Raw genomic sequence first — 18,172 nt, forward strand, 5'->3', positions numbered from 1 at the left:
ACACCACTAGCAAACACATTGTTTATCAGTTATTTGAAAAAGAAAGGCTGCGGTTTTTATAATGCAGCTGATAATTTTTCGGAGTGGTCTGATACATCTTTTTGAATTCCCTGTAGAAATAAGATCTATTGTTGAAACCGGATTTATAGCATACTTCAGACACCGTAAGTACATTTTTCCGCAATAGTTCAGCTGCGAATTTGAGACGAACTGTCCGGATCAAATCTCCTGGTGAAATACCGAACAATTGTTTCGTTTTCCGGTACAATTGCGAATTGCTGATCCCGAGTTCTTTTTCGATATAAGCACTTTGGAGGTTTTCATTGTCGATATTCTTCCGAATCAGATTGATGACAAGTTTTATAAAATCTTTTTCTTCATTGTTCACGGGCAAGGCCGATACGCTATCCGGAATCGAATCCTGTGTAAAATGCTGCAGTATCAATTCTTTTTCCTCAAGCAGTTTCTGGATACGGACAAGCAGATGGTCCGGGTAGAACGGTTTTGGTATGTAGGAATTGGCTCCGCTTTCAAGGCCTTCAATTCTGTGTATCACCGAATCTTTTGCGGTTAGCATGATAAAAGGAATATGGCACGTGCGTATGTCGGTCTTGATTTGCCTGCACAGTTCCACTCCATCCATCACCGGCATCATGACGTCGCTGATGATAAGATCCGGAACTTCTTTTTCGACCATTTCAAGAGCTTCCATTCCGTTGTAAGCAGCTGTAAGCGCGTATTTTTCTCCTAAAAGATCATTGAGGAAACCGTGTATTTCCTTTTCGTCTTCAACTACCAATACCTTTTTGCGTTGGTCTTCGATCTGCTCCAAAGCCAGGATACGCGCCGGTATATCCTGTACTTCTTCTTCTCGTTCCTCAAGAATGTTTTTGAGGTGTTGGGAAATCAATACAGGCGATGTGCCCAGGTCGATTTCTTTTTCTGAGAACGATGCTTTATCACACGGAATCAGCACGGTAAACGTGGTCAGTTGATCCGGAATACTCGAAACTTCTATGTCACCTCTCAAAACCGTGACGAGTTTTTTGATGTAGGCAAGGCCGATTCCCGTACGGAACATTTCGGTATCTGAAGTCTGGTTGGTATCCGACAGGAAAAACCGGTCGAATAAAGATTCCAGCTTCTCCTTCGGAATTCCTTTTCCGGTATTTGAAATAGTAATGTTCAAGTGATTGTGTTCCCGTTCCTCAATCGTGAATTTAATCCGGATGGTGCCACCCGAAGGTGTATACTTAAAGGCATTCGACATTAAATTGAACACAATCTTTTCCAGCTTATCCTTATCGAACCAACCTTGTAAAGACGCCGGCACTTCAAGCGCATAATCGATCCGTTTTTCCAAAGCCCAGTCATCAAAGAGTTCCGCGATTTGTTCCGTCAGGCTGACCAGATCGAATTGCTTTACGGTAACTTCAAGGTAATCGTGTTCGGCTTTTCGGAATTCGAGCAGTTGCTGGGTAAGGAACAACAAACGCGAGGCATTGCGCTGGATCATGTGGACGAATTTCTGGTTGCGCTCGTTTAAATGGCCGGCTTCCGATAATTTCTGGATCGGGCCAACAATCAGTGTAAGCGGAGTCAGGAATTCATGGGCGATATTGGTAAAGAAAGCCAGACGGTTTTCGTGCAATACTTCTTCATTTTGGCGAATCAGGATATTCTGTTTGAGCGATTGGCGTTTTAAATAATAACTTCGGACGAACAGGATAAAACCCACACCCAGAATCAGGTAGATCAGATACGCTACGGTCGATTGCCACCAAACCGGCTTGATGCGCAGGTCGATCGAACGAACCGGTTTTGTCCATACGCCGTCGCTGTTCGACCATTTTACATAAAGCGAATAACTGCCCGGCGGGACATTGGTAAACGAAATTATTTTGCGGTTATCTATCTTATTCCAGCCTTTATCGAAGCCTTCGAGCTGGTATGCATATTGGCACTTTTCATTGTTCGTATACGTAAGAGCCGACAATTGGATGTCAAAAAAGTTCTGGTTGTGTTTAAGGACGATAGACGGAAAATCCTTCGAATCGGGAGCAATCACAAGTCCCTGATAATACGGAACCGCCTGGTTCTGTCCGCTGATTTTATCGATGAGCAAGTCCGGGATAAGCTGGGATTCCTTGATTTTCTGCGGAAGGAAATAATTGAACCCTTTGATTCCGCCCATAAAAATATAGCCCGATTCATTATCGTTGTAAAATGCCCCGTCGGCGAATTCATTGTTCTGCAGACCTTCGTTCCGCGAATAATTGATGAACTTGCCTGATTGGAAATTCGACAGCCCAAAATTGGTGCTGACCCAAAGATTGCCTTTGTCCGAAACGATTCCGTGGATGGTGTTATTTGGCAATCCGTCGGCGACCGTATAACTCTTAAAAACAGCCGAACCGTCCGGATTCAGCGTTTCGAGCTTGTTCAGTCCGTAACTCGTGCCAATCCAAAGCTGGTTCTTTTCATCGGTGAGCAAACACAAAATATCATTGCTCGACAAGCTTTTATCATTACCGGGAATGTTCTTGTAACTGTTGAATTTCCCCGATTTTTTATTCAGCAGATTAAGTCCGCCAAGCCTCGTCCCTATCCAAAGTTCATCGTCATTTTTGGGAATGATGGAAAAAACGATGTTGCTGCTCAATTCACTTCCGCCACCCGCTTTATATCTTTTTACCCTATTGATTTCAAGACCGTTGCCTTTACGTCCAATGTGACAACTGATTATTCCGTAACCGTTCGTTCCCAACCACAACAAACCGTCTTTATCCTCATATATGGCGTATACAGATTTGAACGCTTCCGCAGACTGGCTTCCGGCAATTTCATTCCAGCCGATAATTCTTGACTGCTTCTGGTCGTAAACCGAAATCCCTTCGCCATCGGTACCGATGAACACCAGATTATCCCTGCCTTTGCATAACGAAAATACGGCGTTATTGAGCGGGCTGTTGCTTTCGGTGAAATTCTGGTATGATAACGGTTTGTCCGGATTCAGGTAAAAATCCCCGTTGAGCCTAAACAATCCCTTGCCTTTTGTACCGAGTAAAAATGTATGGCCGTCAGTTTCAAGGAACGACCTCACAATGGCGCCGTCGAGTTCCGGTATCTGGTTTTTTGAAATAAGGTTGAACGACTTTTTGATTGGAAATAATTTGAACACGCCGTCTCCGTCTGTTCCTGTCCAGATGATGTTTTCGCTGCCCTGGATGAGCGTCATTACCTTTTGGCTTTTAAGATGGCGCATCCACAAGGAAGACATAGCCTGTCCGTTGAAATCAATCTGTGAATAGCCTGATTTTCCCGAAACCACGATTCCATCAGCCGTGTGGCCGATGATATTATCCAAATGTTGTTCTGAAACAGGTTGAATTTGTTTCCCTAAGGCATCGGACAAAATCCCCTGGCCATTTGTAAAAACGATACAGATGCTACCATCCGGCAATACATCAAACGTCCTTACATCCTTAAACAGCAATGCATTGGAAGCTACAGCCTTTTTGCCATTTGGTTCGCCGGAGATTCTGAGCGCATGCAATTCTCCGTTTTCAGACAAAAGCAGTAAATCGTCGGAACCCGAAAAATCCATCTTACGGACACTTTGCTTAAAGTTATCCTGACCGGAAAGATTGCGGAATTCCTTTCCGTCGAAATACCCTATTCCCCATTCCTTGACGGCACAAAATACCTCTTTGGAAGCATTTAGCGCCAGATTGAATTCAGACTCGGACAGCGGCGGCTTGTTCTTTCTCGAAAAATAATATTGCGTTACCGAATCGGTTGCCTTATCGTATCTATTGATACCGTGCATGGTCAGAATCCAGATACGTCCGTTTTTGTCTTCGCCTACTTTCAGGACCACCTGGTTGCTCAGTGAATGTCCGTCGGCCTGTTCAGACCTGAATATCTTGAAGTTGTTTCCGTCGTAGCGGTTAAGTCCGTCCCAGGTGCCAATCCAGATTAGGTTTTGGGAATCCTGGAAAATACAGTTTACCGAACTGTTTGAAAGCCCTTTGGTGTTGTCAAGCTGCTCAACCGAATATTTGAGGTCGGAGCTTTTTGAAGGTTGTTCCGATGTTGGTTTGCGTGTTTCTGCAGAAGCAAGTGCCCGTTTATCATCTTTGCATGAATACAGACAACTAATGACACATAAAAGCAGGATCAGCAGATGCAGATATCCCGTTTTTTTTTGAGGTGTTGAGGAAATTTGGAAATTCATAGCAAGCATCCCTTTCAGCAGCAATATCGATTGAAATGGGCAGTTACCAAATGTACGAAACAATTGTTCTAAAAGATTGCGTCAACTTATTTGTGCGGCAATCCTTATTTTTTGCTTGAGCATTTGGGCCGCTTTGGTATATCCGCCTTCAGATCCATCCACAAAATGGATATGCCCGTCCTTTTGGTCGCGCACGTAACAGGACATGATCGAGGCATTGCTGATATGCCATCCGTAGAAAATCTGATGTTCAGCTTCCATTTGGCCGAGCAGCTTTTCCAATTCGCGGCGCTGGCTGGCATTTCCGGAAATAACCGTATTGATTTTTCCGTCGATGACCAGTGTATCGGACATTTCGACAAGGCTCTTGAGATAATCCTGCCCCTTGTTAGTAGTAAAATAGAATTTCACATAAAGCGAAAAAAACCACGAACGGATCAATGCGATCCATTTGATTTTGCCGAACCGGAGCCGCATTTCGTTCCCGATGCGCATGAAGGTACTCTGGAATTTTAACCGATCGACAGAAATTGGTTGCCTTGTGGCGTGTGATCCGTAAAGCGAATCGAGTTTTTCAAGTACTTTTTTAAAGACAACAGCCTGAGTTCCGTTTTCGCGCGCAACGACTAGTAAAGTCACTATTTCTTCTTTGTTTTGGGGCGGCCCGATTTTATCCCATCGGCACTGCATTCCGTCAAGATTCAGCGGTTCTCCATTCGAACGCATGTCCGGAAACAGGTAATTTTCGCCTTTGACGATGCTTTCGGCGTAAGCCAGGCCGTTTTCAAGTACAATCGGGATGATGAATGTCGCCGAGCTTTTGAACCGGGCGATTTTTATTCGATGTCCGGCTTTGTAGACATCCGATACCGAAACGACTCCGGTACGCAGCTCCAGATTGAAATTGGCAAAAGTATTCGAACGGTAAATGGCCAGCGCTTTCATGGTCTCGTCTAACAGCGAAGAAGGAATGAGAAATGTCGCCCCATCGCCTCCAAAGAAAAACGGAATGGAGATTTCATTCGCGAACGCAATGTTGAGGACTGCCACAATGCTTCCGGTTGCGATGAGGTTGACTTGCTGATGCATTCCTTCCAAAACCGAATTGGTCGATCCGACAATATCCGTGATGACGATTTGCCAGTCATCCGGAACCGCTGTAAACAGGCCATCATTCACAATAAAATCAGGCAACGGAATTTTGTGCGACGGAAGTTCCGAATAGAAAGTATCGTTGGAATGCTGTGTCAATTTTTGGTTTTTAGGAAATTAAAAGTAGCCATAACTATTGATTTTGATTACATACAGATTAAAAAAGCCTCGGACTATATCGATATAATTTTTACATTGCATAAGTGTATTTAAAACATTTATAAAATGCGATCTATAACTTTTGCTTTGTTGCTCATTTGCTTTCAGTCTGCGATTTGCCAGGAAAACAACCAGCCGCCGACTTTACCTTTCAACCCAAAAAGCCCGCAGGTACACGATCCGGTCATGGCCAAAGAAGGCGATACGTATTATGTTTTCGGGACAGGCACCGGAATAAGTACCTTGTCTTCAAAAGATCTGAAAACCTGGGAAAAAGGCAAACCCGTTTTCGACAAATTACCCGATTGGGTATTACAGGCACTACCGAATTTTAAAGGTGATATCTGGGCGCCGGACATTATTTTCTACAAAGGCAACTATCATATTTTCTATGCCTGTAACGCTACTCCCGGAAAGCCAGATGCGGCTATCGGCCATGCTTCAACACCAACACTGGACCCGAAAAGCCCTAGATACAAATGGACAGATCACGGTAAAATAGTCCAGTCTGTTTTAGGACGCGATTTGTGGCAGGCAATCGACCCGAATATCATCGTTGACGAAAACGGAACGCCCTGGTTCATCTTCGGATCGTTCTGGGACGGCATCAAAGCGGTCAGGATGACGGACGATCTCATGAAATTCAAACATCCCGAAGAATGGCACACCATAGCGCGTCGGCCATCGACCCAAAAACTATATAATTACGGCCTCGAAGACAGCCAGATCGAGGGTGCTTTTGTTTATAAACACGGCGATTATTACTATCTGTTCGCCTCTTTCGATATGTGTTGCCGTGGAGTCAACAGTAATTATCATGTTGTTGTTGGACGATCCAAATCAGTTACCGGACCTTACCTGGACAAGGCTGGATTTTCGATGATGGATGGTAACGGAACCGATATTGCCATTGGCGACGGTGTCAGGTATGCAGCCCTCGGACACAACTCCGTCTACAAGATTGACGCAAAGGAATACTTTGTCGCCCACGGCTATTCGATCCCGGACCAAGGGGTTTCAAAACTGATCGTGACCGAATTGAAATGGGATGCTACGGGTTGGCCGATTGTTGATTTGAAATAGAATCATTTGTAGTAAAATCTGCATTATATTTATCGGCAGAACCAAACTGCTTTCAAATGACTATCAAGCAACCGATTACAGTAAATTCAATAAAGACGATTTGCATACTCTTACTTCTGGTTTTAAGTATCGGATGTCAATCGAAAGAAAAGTCATCGGAACCTAAAAAAATCGTTGCTGAACCTAAAGCTGTTTTCGAACCTGTTCCGATGGACAGTACAGAAATAAACAAATTCCTTGCAGAACGCCCCGAATTCAAGGAATTTGAGTCTGATTTCAAAGCATTCTACAAAACAAACCAGTATAAATACGCCTGGTATGATACGAAAGGGATGATTGAATTCGCCGATCTGTTGGCCGGGTACCTGACGCATGAAGATAAAGACGGGCTTTACATCAAAATTCCGTATCGGGATGAATTCCTCGAACTTGTCAACTACGACGATTCCGACAGCAAAAACAACAAAACCAAAGAAAAACCGGACATCCACACCGAACTGATGCTCACGGGCGAATATTTCTTCTACGCCAAAAATTCATGGGGCGGTGATAAATCAGACAAAGTAAAAGGCTGGTATTTGCCTGTAAAAAAGCTGTCGTATTCAGACCTTTTGCTCAAAAACCTCCAACACGGGAATTTCAGGGATACGGAGAAAGAAGCTGTAGTACCGCAATATCTCGGTCTCAAAAAAGCACTTTGGGAATATAAGGAACTCGCTAAAAAAGGAAGCGAAACGATTGTTCCTGATTTGGGTAAGAAGACATTTAAAGTAAACGACACATCGGCTACAATCGCTTCAATCCGCATCCGGCTGACCGAATTGGGATATAAAATAGACACGGCCGGAACCACTTTTGACAAAGACCTGGCAACTGCCGTGAACAAATTCAAAAAGACCCACGGCCTCAAGGACGATTCGCTCATCACGGCAGAAATGATTGCCGAGCTTAACGTACCGATTTCCAAAAGAATAGATCAGATTGAAATCAACATGGAGCGTTTCCGATGGATTCCACAAGACAAACATCCGGACGAATTCCTGCTCATCAACATTCCCGAATACCGTTTGCATTATTATGAGAACGACAAGGAAACCTGGGGCTGCAACGTAGTCGTTGGCAAAACCATGAACCAGACGGTAATTTTCAGCGGCCTCATGAAATTCATCGTATTCAGTCCGTATTGGAACATCCCGAACAGCATAGTCAAGAAGGAAATCCTGCCCGGAATTGCCCAAAACCCGAATTACCTCGCGTCCCACAATATGGAAAAGGTCAATGGTATTTACCGCCAGAAACCAGGCCCTAAAAATTCCCTCGGCCTGGTGAAATTCCTGTTCCCGAACTCTAATAATATTTACCTGCATGACACGCCTGCCAAATCATTATTTAACCAAGACCAGCGTTCGTTCAGCCACGGCTGTATTCGCGTTGCAGAACCAAAGGAACTGGCCCAACGCATATTAAAGAGTGATAAATCTTGGAATTCAGCGAAAATCGATGCCGCCATGCACAAAGGAAAGGAACAATGGGTGACGCTCAAAAAACAAATTCCGGTGTATATTGGTTATTTCACGGCCTTTGTGGATACAGATGGAAACCTGAATTTCCGCCGCGACATCTATGACCGCGATGCCGATATGGTCACGTTGCTCAAAGAATAAGCAAACTATTTATCGGTGGTCTTTGTAGTATTTGGGTGGGAATAAATCTGACAGTCTATTGATTTCAGATTGATTAATCTTACTTCCGGCCGATGCCATCGCATCCATAAGTTGGTTTTCCGTCCGGATGCCGACCATCGCGCACGACACCGCTTTGTGAGCCAAAACCCAACGGATTGCGGTTTCAGACGGGGTTTGGGTTTCTGATTTAAACCGCGAAATCATATCGGCAATTTCAATCTCCGACCAATCGAGATATGGCTTTGGTTCCTTATCGGCAAGCAATCCGCCGGCAACGCTTCCCCTGGCCAAAACACCAATATTTTTTGATTCGAGCAGCTGCAGGATGTCTTCTTCCGGTCTTCTGTCGAGCAGGCTGAATTGTGTCATCACGGCAGAAATATTAGATCTTTCCACATACTCACGTACCACATTCGGCCGGATCGATGAAATACCGTATGCCTTTATTTTGCCCGATGTTTTGAGGATTTCAAACGCTTCGATGGTTTCATCGATTGGATCATCGATGGTGCCGCCGTGCAATAAATACAAGTCGAGATAATCTGTATGGAGCCGTTTCAAACTGGCATCGATAGCTTTTAGGATGTAGCTTTTTGTCGGATTCCAATCCCAACCGCTTCCGTCATTCCGCCATTGATTGCCAACTTTGGAAGAAATGATGACATCGTTCCTCTTTCCTTTAACCGCTTTCCCGACCAGGATTTCATTCCCGCCTTTGTCGTACAAATCTGCCGTATCGAAAATAGTGATGCCGGAATCTATTGCTTTTGAAATCAGGTAGGATGCTTCGGCATTATCCGGCTTAAGCGACATACAGCCAAACCCCACTTCACTGACTGACAATCCCGAATTTCCAAGCGTCCGGAATTGCATCAGCGGATGATGAGTTTTTGGGTTTGGGAAATTCCGCCAGATGAAATTTTTGCCAGATAGATTCCAGATGAAAGCTGCATTGATATAGAATTGTCGGTCGAATCCAGAGATTTCTCCAACAGTTTGGAACCAGTCATATCAAAGATTTCAATCGTTCCATCCTGAATCCCATAAACAGAGATATTGCCATTTGACGGATTCGGATACAGCACAATCTTATTGCGCGTAACTTCCGGCGCAGACAGATTCGAAAACCAGGCTTCACCTGCATGGATGCCCCAGATATAATCGGCTAACTCGGGATGATCGATGAATGGATTGCGGTTTTTCTGCCACACATAAATCACATTGTTGCGGTGCATTTCAAAATCATCGGACGGATCGCTGTGGTTCCAATCCAATAAATAGGTCAGGTCGCCCATTTGATGCAACGTAGTATCGGCCGGATTTCCGGTGACAAGGCTCAATGCATTGTATCTTACCGCCATGTAGAAAAGGCTTCGGGCCACATCTCCATGCCAGCTACCCTGGTTTCCGGCCGGACCGTTGTAATCTTCTCCATAATCGCGGTTGTTGCGAGAGGAATTCTCAGGTCCATCTTCGGCGCGGATGTGGTGGCCGTCACCGTGGCCTGCATCGATGTCATCTGCATTCGTGGTTTGCCAAATGTCTATTCCATCAGCAACGGAATCGGTTCCATCTGTAAAACCACCGCGCGACTGCGGAAAAATATGTTCGCGGTTCCACGACCCTGTGTTACTCGCTGTAGACTGGAATTTGTATTTGCCTCTTCCCTGCTCCACATACATGAGCCAGACCTGGTTGCTGTTGAGCGGGTTCTGGTCGGCTTCTTTGAGCATGAATTCGATATCGCCGTAATTCTGGGCATGGACGACGGACGGATCGGCAATGATGTCCTGCATGGCTTGTTTAAGCTGATCTCCGGATTTTCCTTCGAGACTGTCGTAATATCCTGCGGGTGCCGTAGAGGAAACGATTCCATAGGTCGGGTTCAAGGGCGTTCCCCAGGCAGATACGGTAAAATCGTTGTCGATCACATAACGCTCTATATTGTCGTTGAGCCGGATATACCCGAAAGGCAAATCGCTTACATGAATCTTGAGGACTTCATCACCTTCGTCAAGATTGTCATCGACTAATTGTATGGTGACGACTGCGGAAAGCTGGCCGGCAGGAATCGTAACTGACGTGTCTCCGGTAAAATCAGAATCGTTGAATGTTCCGTTTTCAAGTGAAAAATCAATCGTAAGGTTGCTCAGGCTTGCCGTTTCCAAAGTAAAGGTGATTGTGAACGATTGGCCTTCGTTGAATTCAGCTGCCGAAGTAGTTATAAGCAACCCGTTGAAATCAAAGCCGCTGCCGTCGTTATTGACGCCGGGCGTCGGGGCTTTCACTTCATAAGTCCCATCAGTTTTGCGTTGTATCGATTGTGTCGTGCCGAGTGAATTGAGGTTTTCATCGATTTGCGAACTGACGCCGAGCAAAGCCATCAAAGCTGTCGCATCGGGATCTGAAGTACCGTAGACAAGCGCATCGACGAGATTGGTTTGGGTAGCGAGTGTTTCATCAGGGAAATCGGATGCATTTCCGAGATACAAACCGATGCCATCTGCTCCGTTCTGGATGACGCTGTTCGGTAAAATATAAGCTGGAACAGGTGACACATTCGCGCTGCCCAAAAGCAGGTTTCCGTTGATGTCCGACTGCAATCCGTCAAGATCTATGACGTAATAACTTTTGTTGGCATCGGACGCCGTGGCCGATCCATTGAAGAAAACCAGCACATAACCATCGAGAGAAAAGTTAGGTACATCGGTCTTGAGTTCCACGAATTCCATGTCATCGGTTCCGGGCGTATCTGTATCCAATTCTGAAATAACTACCTGTGAATTAGCAGTAATAAACCACAATAAACTCAGAACACATATTATTTTTTTGATCATGAGGGCAATTTTTGATTCGGCGAAAGGTACAAATATGGGACGTGTAAACGTGTTAAGAAATTAGCATCAGAAAAGTCTGACGGGAATAAAAAATACCTGAAAATAGGGATTGCACAATACTTTAAATATCAATATATTAGTCGCCCCTAACCCAAAAAACAAAAAAATGGATTCAGCTTGTGAGGAATTCGAATCGCATGTCAAACGTTTGAATGCTATGTTGCGTGAACTTGAAAATCAATTGCAGTCGGTCAAAAATAATTTAGTTTCGGATTCGGATAATGCCGATTTGAAGAGCGACCAAAGACAGTTGATTCTGGACATCCGCATTACGGCAAACGAACTCGAAGATGCGAAATCGAAATTGGAACATTGCATAAGGGCAACAGCCTGACGATTAATTCCTAACCACTAAAAAGGCACCTTATTCAGGTGCCTTTTTTTATAACCGGTCAATATAACTTCCTAGATTATCTTTGAATTCCAAACCGCTTTTGACACGGTCACGGCTTATCTTATTGTGAGAAACCAGGCCCCATAGCAATAATTCCATCCAGAAATAGCGATCCTCGGCAACCAAATCCGGAACGAATTTTTCAATCAATCCGGCCAGCGGAGTTATTGAATCAAGTGCTTTTTTATAGTCGGCATCCGGTGCATCATCCGGAATACTCACGCCGGATTCAGACAAAAACCAATCGGTGACTTCCTGGAACGCCCCGGGTTTTCCTTGTTTTTCAAGTTTATCCACACGAGGAAAGTAATCGGAAAATATGGTTTTCACCGCGTCGTCAATCAATCGTTGGGCTACAAACGCAGCACCTTCCTGCTCACCTTCGTAAACCAACTCGACTTTTCCGGTAACCGCAGGAATCACGCCCATAAAATCCATGAGACGGACTGTGGTGGTATCTTTACCTTCAAGCAACGCCCGTCTTTCGGCAGTACTCAATAAATTCTGGAAAGCCGTGATGCTCATACGTGCACTGACGCCACTTTTAGGATCGATGAATTCACTTTCACGCGCTTCAAAAGCCAATTGTTCCAATAAATCACGCGCAACCGACGGTACATAAACGGCTTCCTGCGGACGTGAATCGAACCTGGCTTCCTGTTCCGTGATGCGTCTTGCGGTTTCGATATCTTCGGGATAATGCGTCAATATCTGTGAACCGATGCGGTCTTTCAAAGGCGTCACGATACTGCCGCGATTGGTATAATCTTCCGGGTTTGCCGTAAAGATAAAGTTGATGTCAAGAGGCAATCTGAGTTTGAACCCACGAATCTGAATATCTCCTTCCTGCAATATATTAAATAGTGCGACCTGTATGCGGGCCTGTAAATCCGGAAGTTCGTTGATGACGAAAATACATCGGTTCGCACGCGGAATCATCCCGAAATGTAAAACTCTTTCATCTGCATATGATAATTTGAGGTTTGCCGCTTTTATCGGGTCGACATCACCGATCAAATCGGCAACGGTAACATCTGGCGTGGCGAGTTTTTCAAAGAACCTGTCGTCTCTGTGAAGCCAGGCAATCGGCGTATTGTCACCGAGTTCTGCAATCGCGTCGCGTCCGAATCTCGAAATCGGGCTGAACGGATCATCATTGATTTCAGATCCTTCTATATAAGGTATGAATTCGTCAAGCAGTTTCACCATTAAACGGGCAAGTCTTGTCTTAGCCTGACCCCGAAGACCCAACAAATTAATGTTGTGCCTTGAAAGAATCGCGCGTTCGAGTTCCGGAATGACCGTGTTTTCAAATCCGTGGATGCCTTCGAACGCCGCTTGCCCCGATCGAATCTTTTGGATCAGGTTTTCGCGCAATTCATCTTTGATTTTTTTCGGCACATAACCCGAAGCTTTGAGTTGACCGAATGTTTTTATGTTTTGATAATCCATTTTAAATTCTTTAGCGTAAGCGTTTTTTTCTGTTCGTTTCGTAATCTTCAAAAATCATTTCGCCCAATCCCTGAAGCCCGGTGTAGAATGCTTTCCCTTGATTTGCCTCGGTAAAATTGGTGACGAATCGTTGCAGATACGGGTCAGTTGCAATCATAAAGGTCGTAATCGGGATATGGAGCTTTCTTGCCTGGGCTGCCTGTGTGTAACATTTTTCAGTAATGTACGGATCAAGGCCATTGCTGTTCATATAATAGGTACCGTCGCTTTCGCGGATGCAACTCGGTTTACCGTCGGTGATCATGAAAATCTGCTTGTTGGTATTTCGCTTTCTTCTCAATATGTCCATCGCCAATTGAAGACCTGCGACTGTATTCGTGTGATAGGGTCCGACTTGCAGATATGGAAGCTCCTTCATTGGAATTGGCCACGCATCGTTCCCGAAAACAATAATGTCGAGTGTATCTTTCGGATATCTTGTAATGATGAGTTCCGACAATGCCATCGCGACTTTTTTGGCCGGCGTAATTCTGTCTTCACCGTAAAGAATCATGCTGTGGCTGATGTCTATCATGAGAACCGTGCTCATTTGTGCCTTGAAAACAGATTCTTCGACTACCAGATCGTCTTCGTGCAGCATGAATTCATCGACACCATTGTGAACCTGCGCGTTCCTGAGACTTTCGGTCAATGAAATCCTTTCGAGACTGTCGCCAAAACGATATTCGCGGAATTCACCCGTATGTTCGTCTCCGCTTCCCGGAAACTTTGTCCGGTGCTGGCCACGTCCGCTTTTTTGCAGGTTGCCGAAGATTTGGTCGAGTGCCTGTTTGCGGATGGCTTGTTCGGCTTTGGCAGTGAGGGCCAAACCTGCGTTTCCATCTGGGTTGATTTCTTCGCGCAGATAACCTTTGCGCTTTAAATCTTCAACAAAATCATCGAGCGAATAATCGGGCGTTGTAAGTCCATATTCTTCATCGAGCTGTTTGAGCCAATCGAGGGCTTCATCGAGATCACCGGACGTATGCGTGATGAGCTCGTTGAAAATTTCGAATAGTTTTTCAAATGGGGTTTGATCGGGAGCCGAATAACTCCGGAAAAAGAAACCGTTTCGGGATTGTTTGGGCATAGCAGATAAATGTACTGCGTTTTGTCAATTTCAGAATCAGGCCCGATTATAATTTTACGTTAAATATGGACGCTTCCAATTGACGTAAATCCGTAAATTTATGCCCGAAAAGCCGCAAGGCATATTTCCATCTTCTTATGAAAATCCAACAAATATATACCGGATGCATCGCTCAGGCTGCGTACTATCTGGAAAGCAATGGTGAAGCCGCGATTTTTGATCCGCTTCGCGAAGTACAACCTTATATAGACCGTGCGAATCAGGACAATGCCAAAATCAAATATATCTTCGAGACCCATTTCCACGCCGATTTTGTCTCCGGGCATTTGGATCTGGCCCAAAAAACAGGTGCCGAAATAGTTTACGGGCCTACTGCAAAACCAGAATTCACGGCACATATCGCATCGGACAACGAAGAATTCAAAGTTGGGGCTTACACGATAAAGGCTTTACATACGCCAGGTCACACTTTGGAAAGCACTACCTATTTATTACTTGATGAAAACGACCAACCCTACGGAATCATAACTGGCGATACCTTATTTATAGGTGATGTCGGACGGCCAGATCTGGCTCAAAAGGCAACCGAAGACCTGACTACGGAAAAACTGGCCGGAATGCTTTTCGATTCACTTCGGAACAGAATCATGCCTTTGCCAGATGACATCATCGTCTTTCCCAGCCACGGCGCCGGAAGTGCCTGTGGTAAGAATATGTCCAAGGAAACGACGGATACACTGGGAAACCAGAAAAAAAACAATTACGCCCTAAGAAGCGACATGGGCAAAGACGAATTCATCAAAGAATTATTGGACGGACTTGGCGCTCCGCCGGCTTATTTCCCTCAGAATGTCGCCCTGAACAGCAAAGGGTATCAGAGCCTCGATACGGTTCTGGAAACCGGTAAGAAAGCCTTGTCGGCACAGAAATTCAAAGAAATGGCAGATTCGTCAGATGCTGTAGTTTTAGATGTACGACACGAATCTGAATTTGTCAAAAATCATATTCCGGGTTCTATTTTCATTGGGCTTCAAGGCCAATTCGCTCCCTGGGTCGGTGCGTTGCTCATGAATGTGGACCAGCCGATTTTATTGATTACGGCAGAAGGAAAAGAAGAAGAGGCTATTACAAGATTGGCACGCGTCGGTTTCGACCATGTACTCGGATTCCTCGATGGCGGATTGGATGCCTGGCAGGAAGCCGGATTTGAGACAGATCATATTGAGAGTATTTCACCGGAGGAATTTGCCTCTGCCGATACAAAACCTGTAATCGATGCACGCAAACCCGGAGAATTTGAAGCCGAACATGTCGAAGGCGCTTCGAACTTCCCGCTTGATACGGTCAATTCTGAATTTGATAAATTACCCGAAGAGACATTTTACATTCATTGTGCGGGCGGCTATCGTTCGGTTATCATGGCTTCTATTTTAAAGGCGCGCGGCATACACAACCTGATCAACGTGGAAAAAGGAATGGCCGGAATACGCCAGACGAATGTGCCGCTGACCAAGTTCCAATGTGCCTCTGAACTGAAATAAACCTCTGTAACAAAATTTTAAGCCGTCAATTTACCGTTGACGGTTTTATTTTGGATAAATTTGCACCCGACATAACAAAAACATATGAAAAAAGCATTATTGGCGTTGGCGATTCCAGCGCTATTGGTTTCCTGCAAAGGGGAAAACGAATTCACCATCAACGGAAACATCAAAGGATTCGACGGAAAAAAAGTATTCCTTGAAGTCCAGGACGATTCTATCGGACCAAAAACGATAGATACGGCCAAAATTGAAAACGGAAGTTTCAAATTCGACGGAGAAGTAAAAGAACCGAGGTTGTATGCCGTGCGGATCGAGTCGCTTCAGGGGAAATCGTATTTCATTGGAGAAGGTGGTTCGATCGATCTTAAAATAAACAAAGACAGTCTTACCAGCATCAATGCGCGTGGTACGATCAATAACGATAAGATGACCGAATTCACGAAACTTATCGACCCAATCCAGAAAGAAGCCATGGAATTCCAGAAAGCCAACCAGCAAAAGGTAATGGAAGCCCAGAAAACACAGGACACGGTAATCATGAACGGTCTTCGCAAGCAATTCATGGCCATCCGCAAAAAGATGGACGACAAAGCGGTGAATTTCATCAAGTCCAATTCAAACACCTATGTCGCTTTATTGCTGATCAAGAACAGAATGTACGGCATGCAGGGTGATTTGGCTGAAGTGGAAGCACTTTACAACGGCCTCGACCCTAAAGTAAAGGAATCTACCGAAGGAAAATCCCTTGGAAAACGACTTGCCGAAGCCAAGAAAATCAGCGTCGGTAAACTGGCTCCGGATTTCTCGGCCCAGACTCCGGAAGGAAAAACCGTTTCACTTAAAGAATCTTTGGGTAAAATTACAATCATCGATTTCTGGGCATCGTGGTGTGGCCCTTGTCGCAAGGCAAATCCGGAAATGGTTGCGCTTTACAACGAATTCCACGACAAAGGGCTCAACATTATTGGTGTTTCTTTGGATAAACCGGGACAAGCCGATAAGTGGAAAGAAGCCATCGCCAAAGATGGCCTTGTATGGACACAGGTTTCTAACCTTAAAGAATGGGAAGATCCAATCGCGAAAACATACAGTGTAGAATCTATCCCGCAAATGTTTGTCTTGAACCAAAGCGGAGTGGTGATTGCAAAAGATGTGCACGGAGAAGAACTTCGCAGCAAATTGCAGCAAGCACTTAGCCCTGCGCCAGTTAGCGGCCCAATGCCCGGAGCACCGATGCCGGTTCAAAAAAAATAAGCCAATAATCACGATTTCGGCTTGCAGAATATAGTCGTCTGGTTATATTTGCAGCCGCTAAGGGAAGATACTCAAGCGGCCAACGAGGACGGACTGTAAATCCGTTGGGAAACCTTCGCAGGTTCGAATCCTGCTCTTCCCACAAAGAATACAAAAAGAAAAAAGCCACAAGCTCCGCTTGATGGCTTTTTTCTTTTTGTATTCTTTGAGCACCACGGAACGTGGTGCCAGGATCACTGGAGCGCAGCGGAAGTAATCCTGATGTGGGAAGAAATGGTTGTTTTTAAAGAGTGGTAAACGGAACGTCGTGCCAGGATCACCGCAGCTCCGCTGCGGTAATCCTGTGGGAAGAGTGGTTCTATCACCTGAAAGCCCAAAAGCGAACGCGGAACGCGTTCCAAACGACCGAGCGAAGCGAGACAAGCCTTCAAGCCTTAAGAATCTTACATTCGAGCGAAGCGAGAAAGAACCTACAACACCTCCCTCAACTCCCCAACCAACCGCACAAACTCCTCCGCCCCATCCTTCTCCTTAAAAGCAATATTCACCCGGGAAACCTCAGCTGTTCCACGTTTAATACAATTCATAGGACACTCAAAAAAGACTTTTCCGCTCATTACAGCCCCGGTAGAAATGGTAAATGGCGTATTGTCAAAACCTGCAGTCGTTTTGAGTACCGGAATACGATAGCCTATCTTTAAAAGTAAATCGGTTTGGGATAAGACGATTTGTCCGAAGTCCGGATCGCCTGCGAACTTTTTGACATTTTCATTCAACTGGGAGATAATCTGCTCTTTGGTCTTTTGTGCAAAAAGGGTTACGGGAAGCAGCAGGAAAAAAATAAATCGGATCATAAGATGCATGTGTTTGGTTCGCAACTAATGTATTCAATGCATGCCGGAAAGTTAGAAAACCTCTTTAAAATTGGGAAAATAGTAACGGTTGTTACCGGACGAAACGCGTTAGTGATGCAAGTATAAAGCCTTTGCAGTGCGCCGCATGGTTTTTCGCGAGACCGTCGCGACCAACGGAAGCGGCGGAAGATGCTGAAAAACCTGTGGAGCGCAAAAAGCTTGACGCGGGCCAGCACGACGGCGGCTTAAGATAGTTTCTGATTCCAGAATAAGTTGTAGCCGCCGAAACGCTATAAAAACAATAATCAACTGTAATTCAATATCTTAATATT

The 18,172-nt window shown here is 45.1% G+C and carries 13 protein-coding genes and 1 tRNA gene; 6 read left to right on the forward strand and 8 right to left on the reverse strand.

Going from position 1 to position 18,172, the window contains the following annotated elements:
• Window positions 1-25: 25 nt before the first annotated feature.
• Window positions 26-4,237, reverse strand: coding sequence for a hybrid sensor histidine kinase/response regulator transcription factor (locus G6047_RS02550; RefSeq protein WP_169525908.1), 4,212 nt, complete (start codon window positions 4,235-4,237; stop codon window positions 26-28).
• An 81-nt stretch (window positions 4,238-4,318) separates the two neighbouring features.
• Window positions 4,319-5,488 carry a DUF3095 domain-containing protein gene (locus tag G6047_RS02555; protein ID WP_169525909.1) on the reverse strand — a complete coding sequence of 390 codons (1,170 nt, stop codon included), beginning with the start codon at window positions 5,486-5,488 and terminating at the stop codon, window positions 4,319-4,321.
• 126 nt (window positions 5,489-5,614) lie between these two features.
• On the opposite strand from G6047_RS02555, the gene G6047_RS02560 reads away from it, so the two are divergent.
• Together G6047_RS02560 and G6047_RS02565 are read left to right on the forward strand one after the other, a co-directional pair.
• Window positions 5,615-6,631 carry an arabinan endo-1,5-alpha-L-arabinosidase gene (locus G6047_RS02560; RefSeq protein ID WP_169525910.1) on the forward strand — a complete coding sequence of 339 codons (1,017 nt, stop codon included), beginning with the start codon at window positions 5,615-5,617 and terminating at the stop codon, window positions 6,629-6,631.
• A gap of 56 nt (window positions 6,632-6,687) precedes the next feature.
• Window positions 6,688-8,295, forward strand: a complete 1,608-nt coding sequence (locus tag G6047_RS02565) for a L,D-transpeptidase family protein (RefSeq protein WP_169525911.1) — start codon at window positions 6,688-6,690, stop codon at window positions 8,293-8,295.
• 9 nt (window positions 8,296-8,304) lie between these two features.
• On the opposite strand, the gene G6047_RS02570 is transcribed toward G6047_RS02565, so the two are convergent.
• On the reverse strand, window positions 8,305-9,189 hold the full coding sequence (locus tag G6047_RS02570) for an aldo/keto reductase (protein WP_169525912.1): 885 nt from the start codon (window positions 9,187-9,189) through the stop codon (window positions 8,305-8,307).
• Window positions 9,189-11,153, reverse strand: a complete 1,965-nt coding sequence (locus tag G6047_RS02575) for an endonuclease (RefSeq protein ID WP_169525913.1) — start codon at window positions 11,151-11,153, stop codon at window positions 9,189-9,191. Before G6047_RS02575 ends, G6047_RS02570 begins: the two co-directional genes overlap by 1 nt.
• Window positions 11,154-11,319: 166 nt before the next feature.
• Here G6047_RS02575 and G6047_RS02580 point away from each other — a divergent pair, with 166 nt between their 5' ends.
• Window positions 11,320-11,547 (forward strand): hypothetical protein, encoded by a 228-nt coding sequence (locus G6047_RS02580; protein WP_169525914.1) that lies wholly within the window; start codon window positions 11,320-11,322, stop codon window positions 11,545-11,547.
• Window positions 11,548-11,595: 48 nt separating this feature from the next.
• Here the strand turns inward: G6047_RS02580 and G6047_RS02585 are convergent, their stop codons facing one another.
• Both G6047_RS02585 and G6047_RS02590 read right to left on the reverse strand, forming a co-directional pair.
• The gene (locus G6047_RS02585) at window positions 11,596-13,059 is read right to left on the reverse strand and encodes an AAA family ATPase (RefSeq protein ID WP_169525915.1); all 1,464 of its coding nucleotides are present in this window, start codon (window positions 13,057-13,059) and stop codon (window positions 11,596-11,598) included.
• A 10-nt stretch (window positions 13,060-13,069) separates the two neighbouring features.
• Window positions 13,070-14,188 (reverse strand): vWA domain-containing protein, encoded by a 1,119-nt coding sequence (locus tag G6047_RS02590; RefSeq protein ID WP_169525916.1) that lies wholly within the window; start codon window positions 14,186-14,188, stop codon window positions 13,070-13,072.
• Window positions 14,189-14,325: 137 nt separating this feature from the next.
• Between G6047_RS02590 and G6047_RS02595 the strand changes: the two genes are divergently transcribed.
• The 3 genes from G6047_RS02595 to G6047_RS02605 all read left to right on the forward strand — a co-directional run bounded on the left by G6047_RS02595 (window position 14,326) and on the right by G6047_RS02605 (window position 17,128).
• A complete protein-coding gene (locus G6047_RS02595; protein ID WP_169525917.1) occupies window positions 14,326-15,729 on the forward strand; it encodes an MBL fold metallo-hydrolase in 1,404 nt (467 codons plus the stop codon).
• 84 nt (window positions 15,730-15,813) lie between these two features.
• A complete protein-coding gene (locus G6047_RS02600) occupies window positions 15,814-16,986 on the forward strand; it encodes a TlpA disulfide reductase family protein (RefSeq protein WP_169525918.1) in 1,173 nt (390 codons plus the stop codon).
• A gap of 61 nt (window positions 16,987-17,047) precedes the next feature.
• Window positions 17,048-17,128: transfer RNA gene (locus G6047_RS02605), tRNA-Tyr, on the forward strand.
• Window positions 17,129-17,219: 91 nt separating this feature from the next.
• Here the strand turns inward: G6047_RS02605 and G6047_RS02610 are convergent.
• Window positions 17,220-17,417 (reverse strand): hypothetical protein, encoded by a 198-nt coding sequence (locus tag G6047_RS02610; RefSeq protein ID WP_169525919.1) that lies wholly within the window; start codon window positions 17,415-17,417, stop codon window positions 17,220-17,222.
• Window positions 17,418-17,456: 39 nt separating this feature from the next.
• Entirely contained in the window at window positions 17,457-17,840 is a 384-nt protein-coding gene (locus G6047_RS02615) for a hypothetical protein (protein ID WP_169525920.1), read from the reverse strand.
• Window positions 17,841-18,172: the final 332 nt, after the last annotated feature.

The organism is Flavobacterium silvaticum (assembly GCF_012911565.1).
GTDB classification, from domain to species: Bacteria; Bacteroidota; Bacteroidia; order Flavobacteriales; family Flavobacteriaceae; genus Flavobacterium; species Flavobacterium silvaticum.

Bases quoted from the DNA above. Each gene is read 5' to 3' on its own strand.
- G6047_RS02550 (WP_169525908.1), bottom strand. From the start codon at position 4,237: ATGAATTTCCAAATTTCCTCAACACCTCAAAAAAAAACGGGATATCTG.
- G6047_RS02560 (WP_169525910.1), top strand. From the start codon at position 5,615: ATGCGATCTATAACTTTTGCTTTGTTGCTCATTTGCTTTCAGTCTGCG.
- G6047_RS02565 (WP_169525911.1), top strand. From the start codon at position 6,688: ATGACTATCAAGCAACCGATTACAGTAAATTCAATAAAGACGATTTGC.
- G6047_RS02570 (WP_169525912.1), bottom strand. From the start codon at position 9,189: ATGCAATTCCGGACGCTTGGAAATTCGGGATTGTCAGTCAGTGAAGTG.
- G6047_RS02575 (WP_169525913.1), bottom strand. From the start codon at position 11,153: ATGATCAAAAAAATAATATGTGTTCTGAGTTTATTGTGGTTTATTACT.
- G6047_RS02580 (WP_169525914.1), top strand. From the start codon at position 11,320: ATGGATTCAGCTTGTGAGGAATTCGAATCGCATGTCAAACGTTTGAAT.
- G6047_RS02585 (WP_169525915.1), bottom strand. From the start codon at position 13,059: ATGGATTATCAAAACATAAAAACATTCGGTCAACTCAAAGCTTCGGGT.
- G6047_RS02590 (WP_169525916.1), bottom strand. From the start codon at position 14,188: ATGCCCAAACAATCCCGAAACGGTTTCTTTTTCCGGAGTTATTCGGCT.
- G6047_RS02595 (WP_169525917.1), top strand. From the start codon at position 14,326: ATGAAAATCCAACAAATATATACCGGATGCATCGCTCAGGCTGCGTAC.
- G6047_RS02600 (WP_169525918.1), top strand. From the start codon at position 15,814: ATGAAAAAAGCATTATTGGCGTTGGCGATTCCAGCGCTATTGGTTTCC.
- G6047_RS02615 (WP_169525920.1), bottom strand. From the start codon at position 17,840: ATGATCCGATTTATTTTTTTCCTGCTGCTTCCCGTAACCCTTTTTGCA.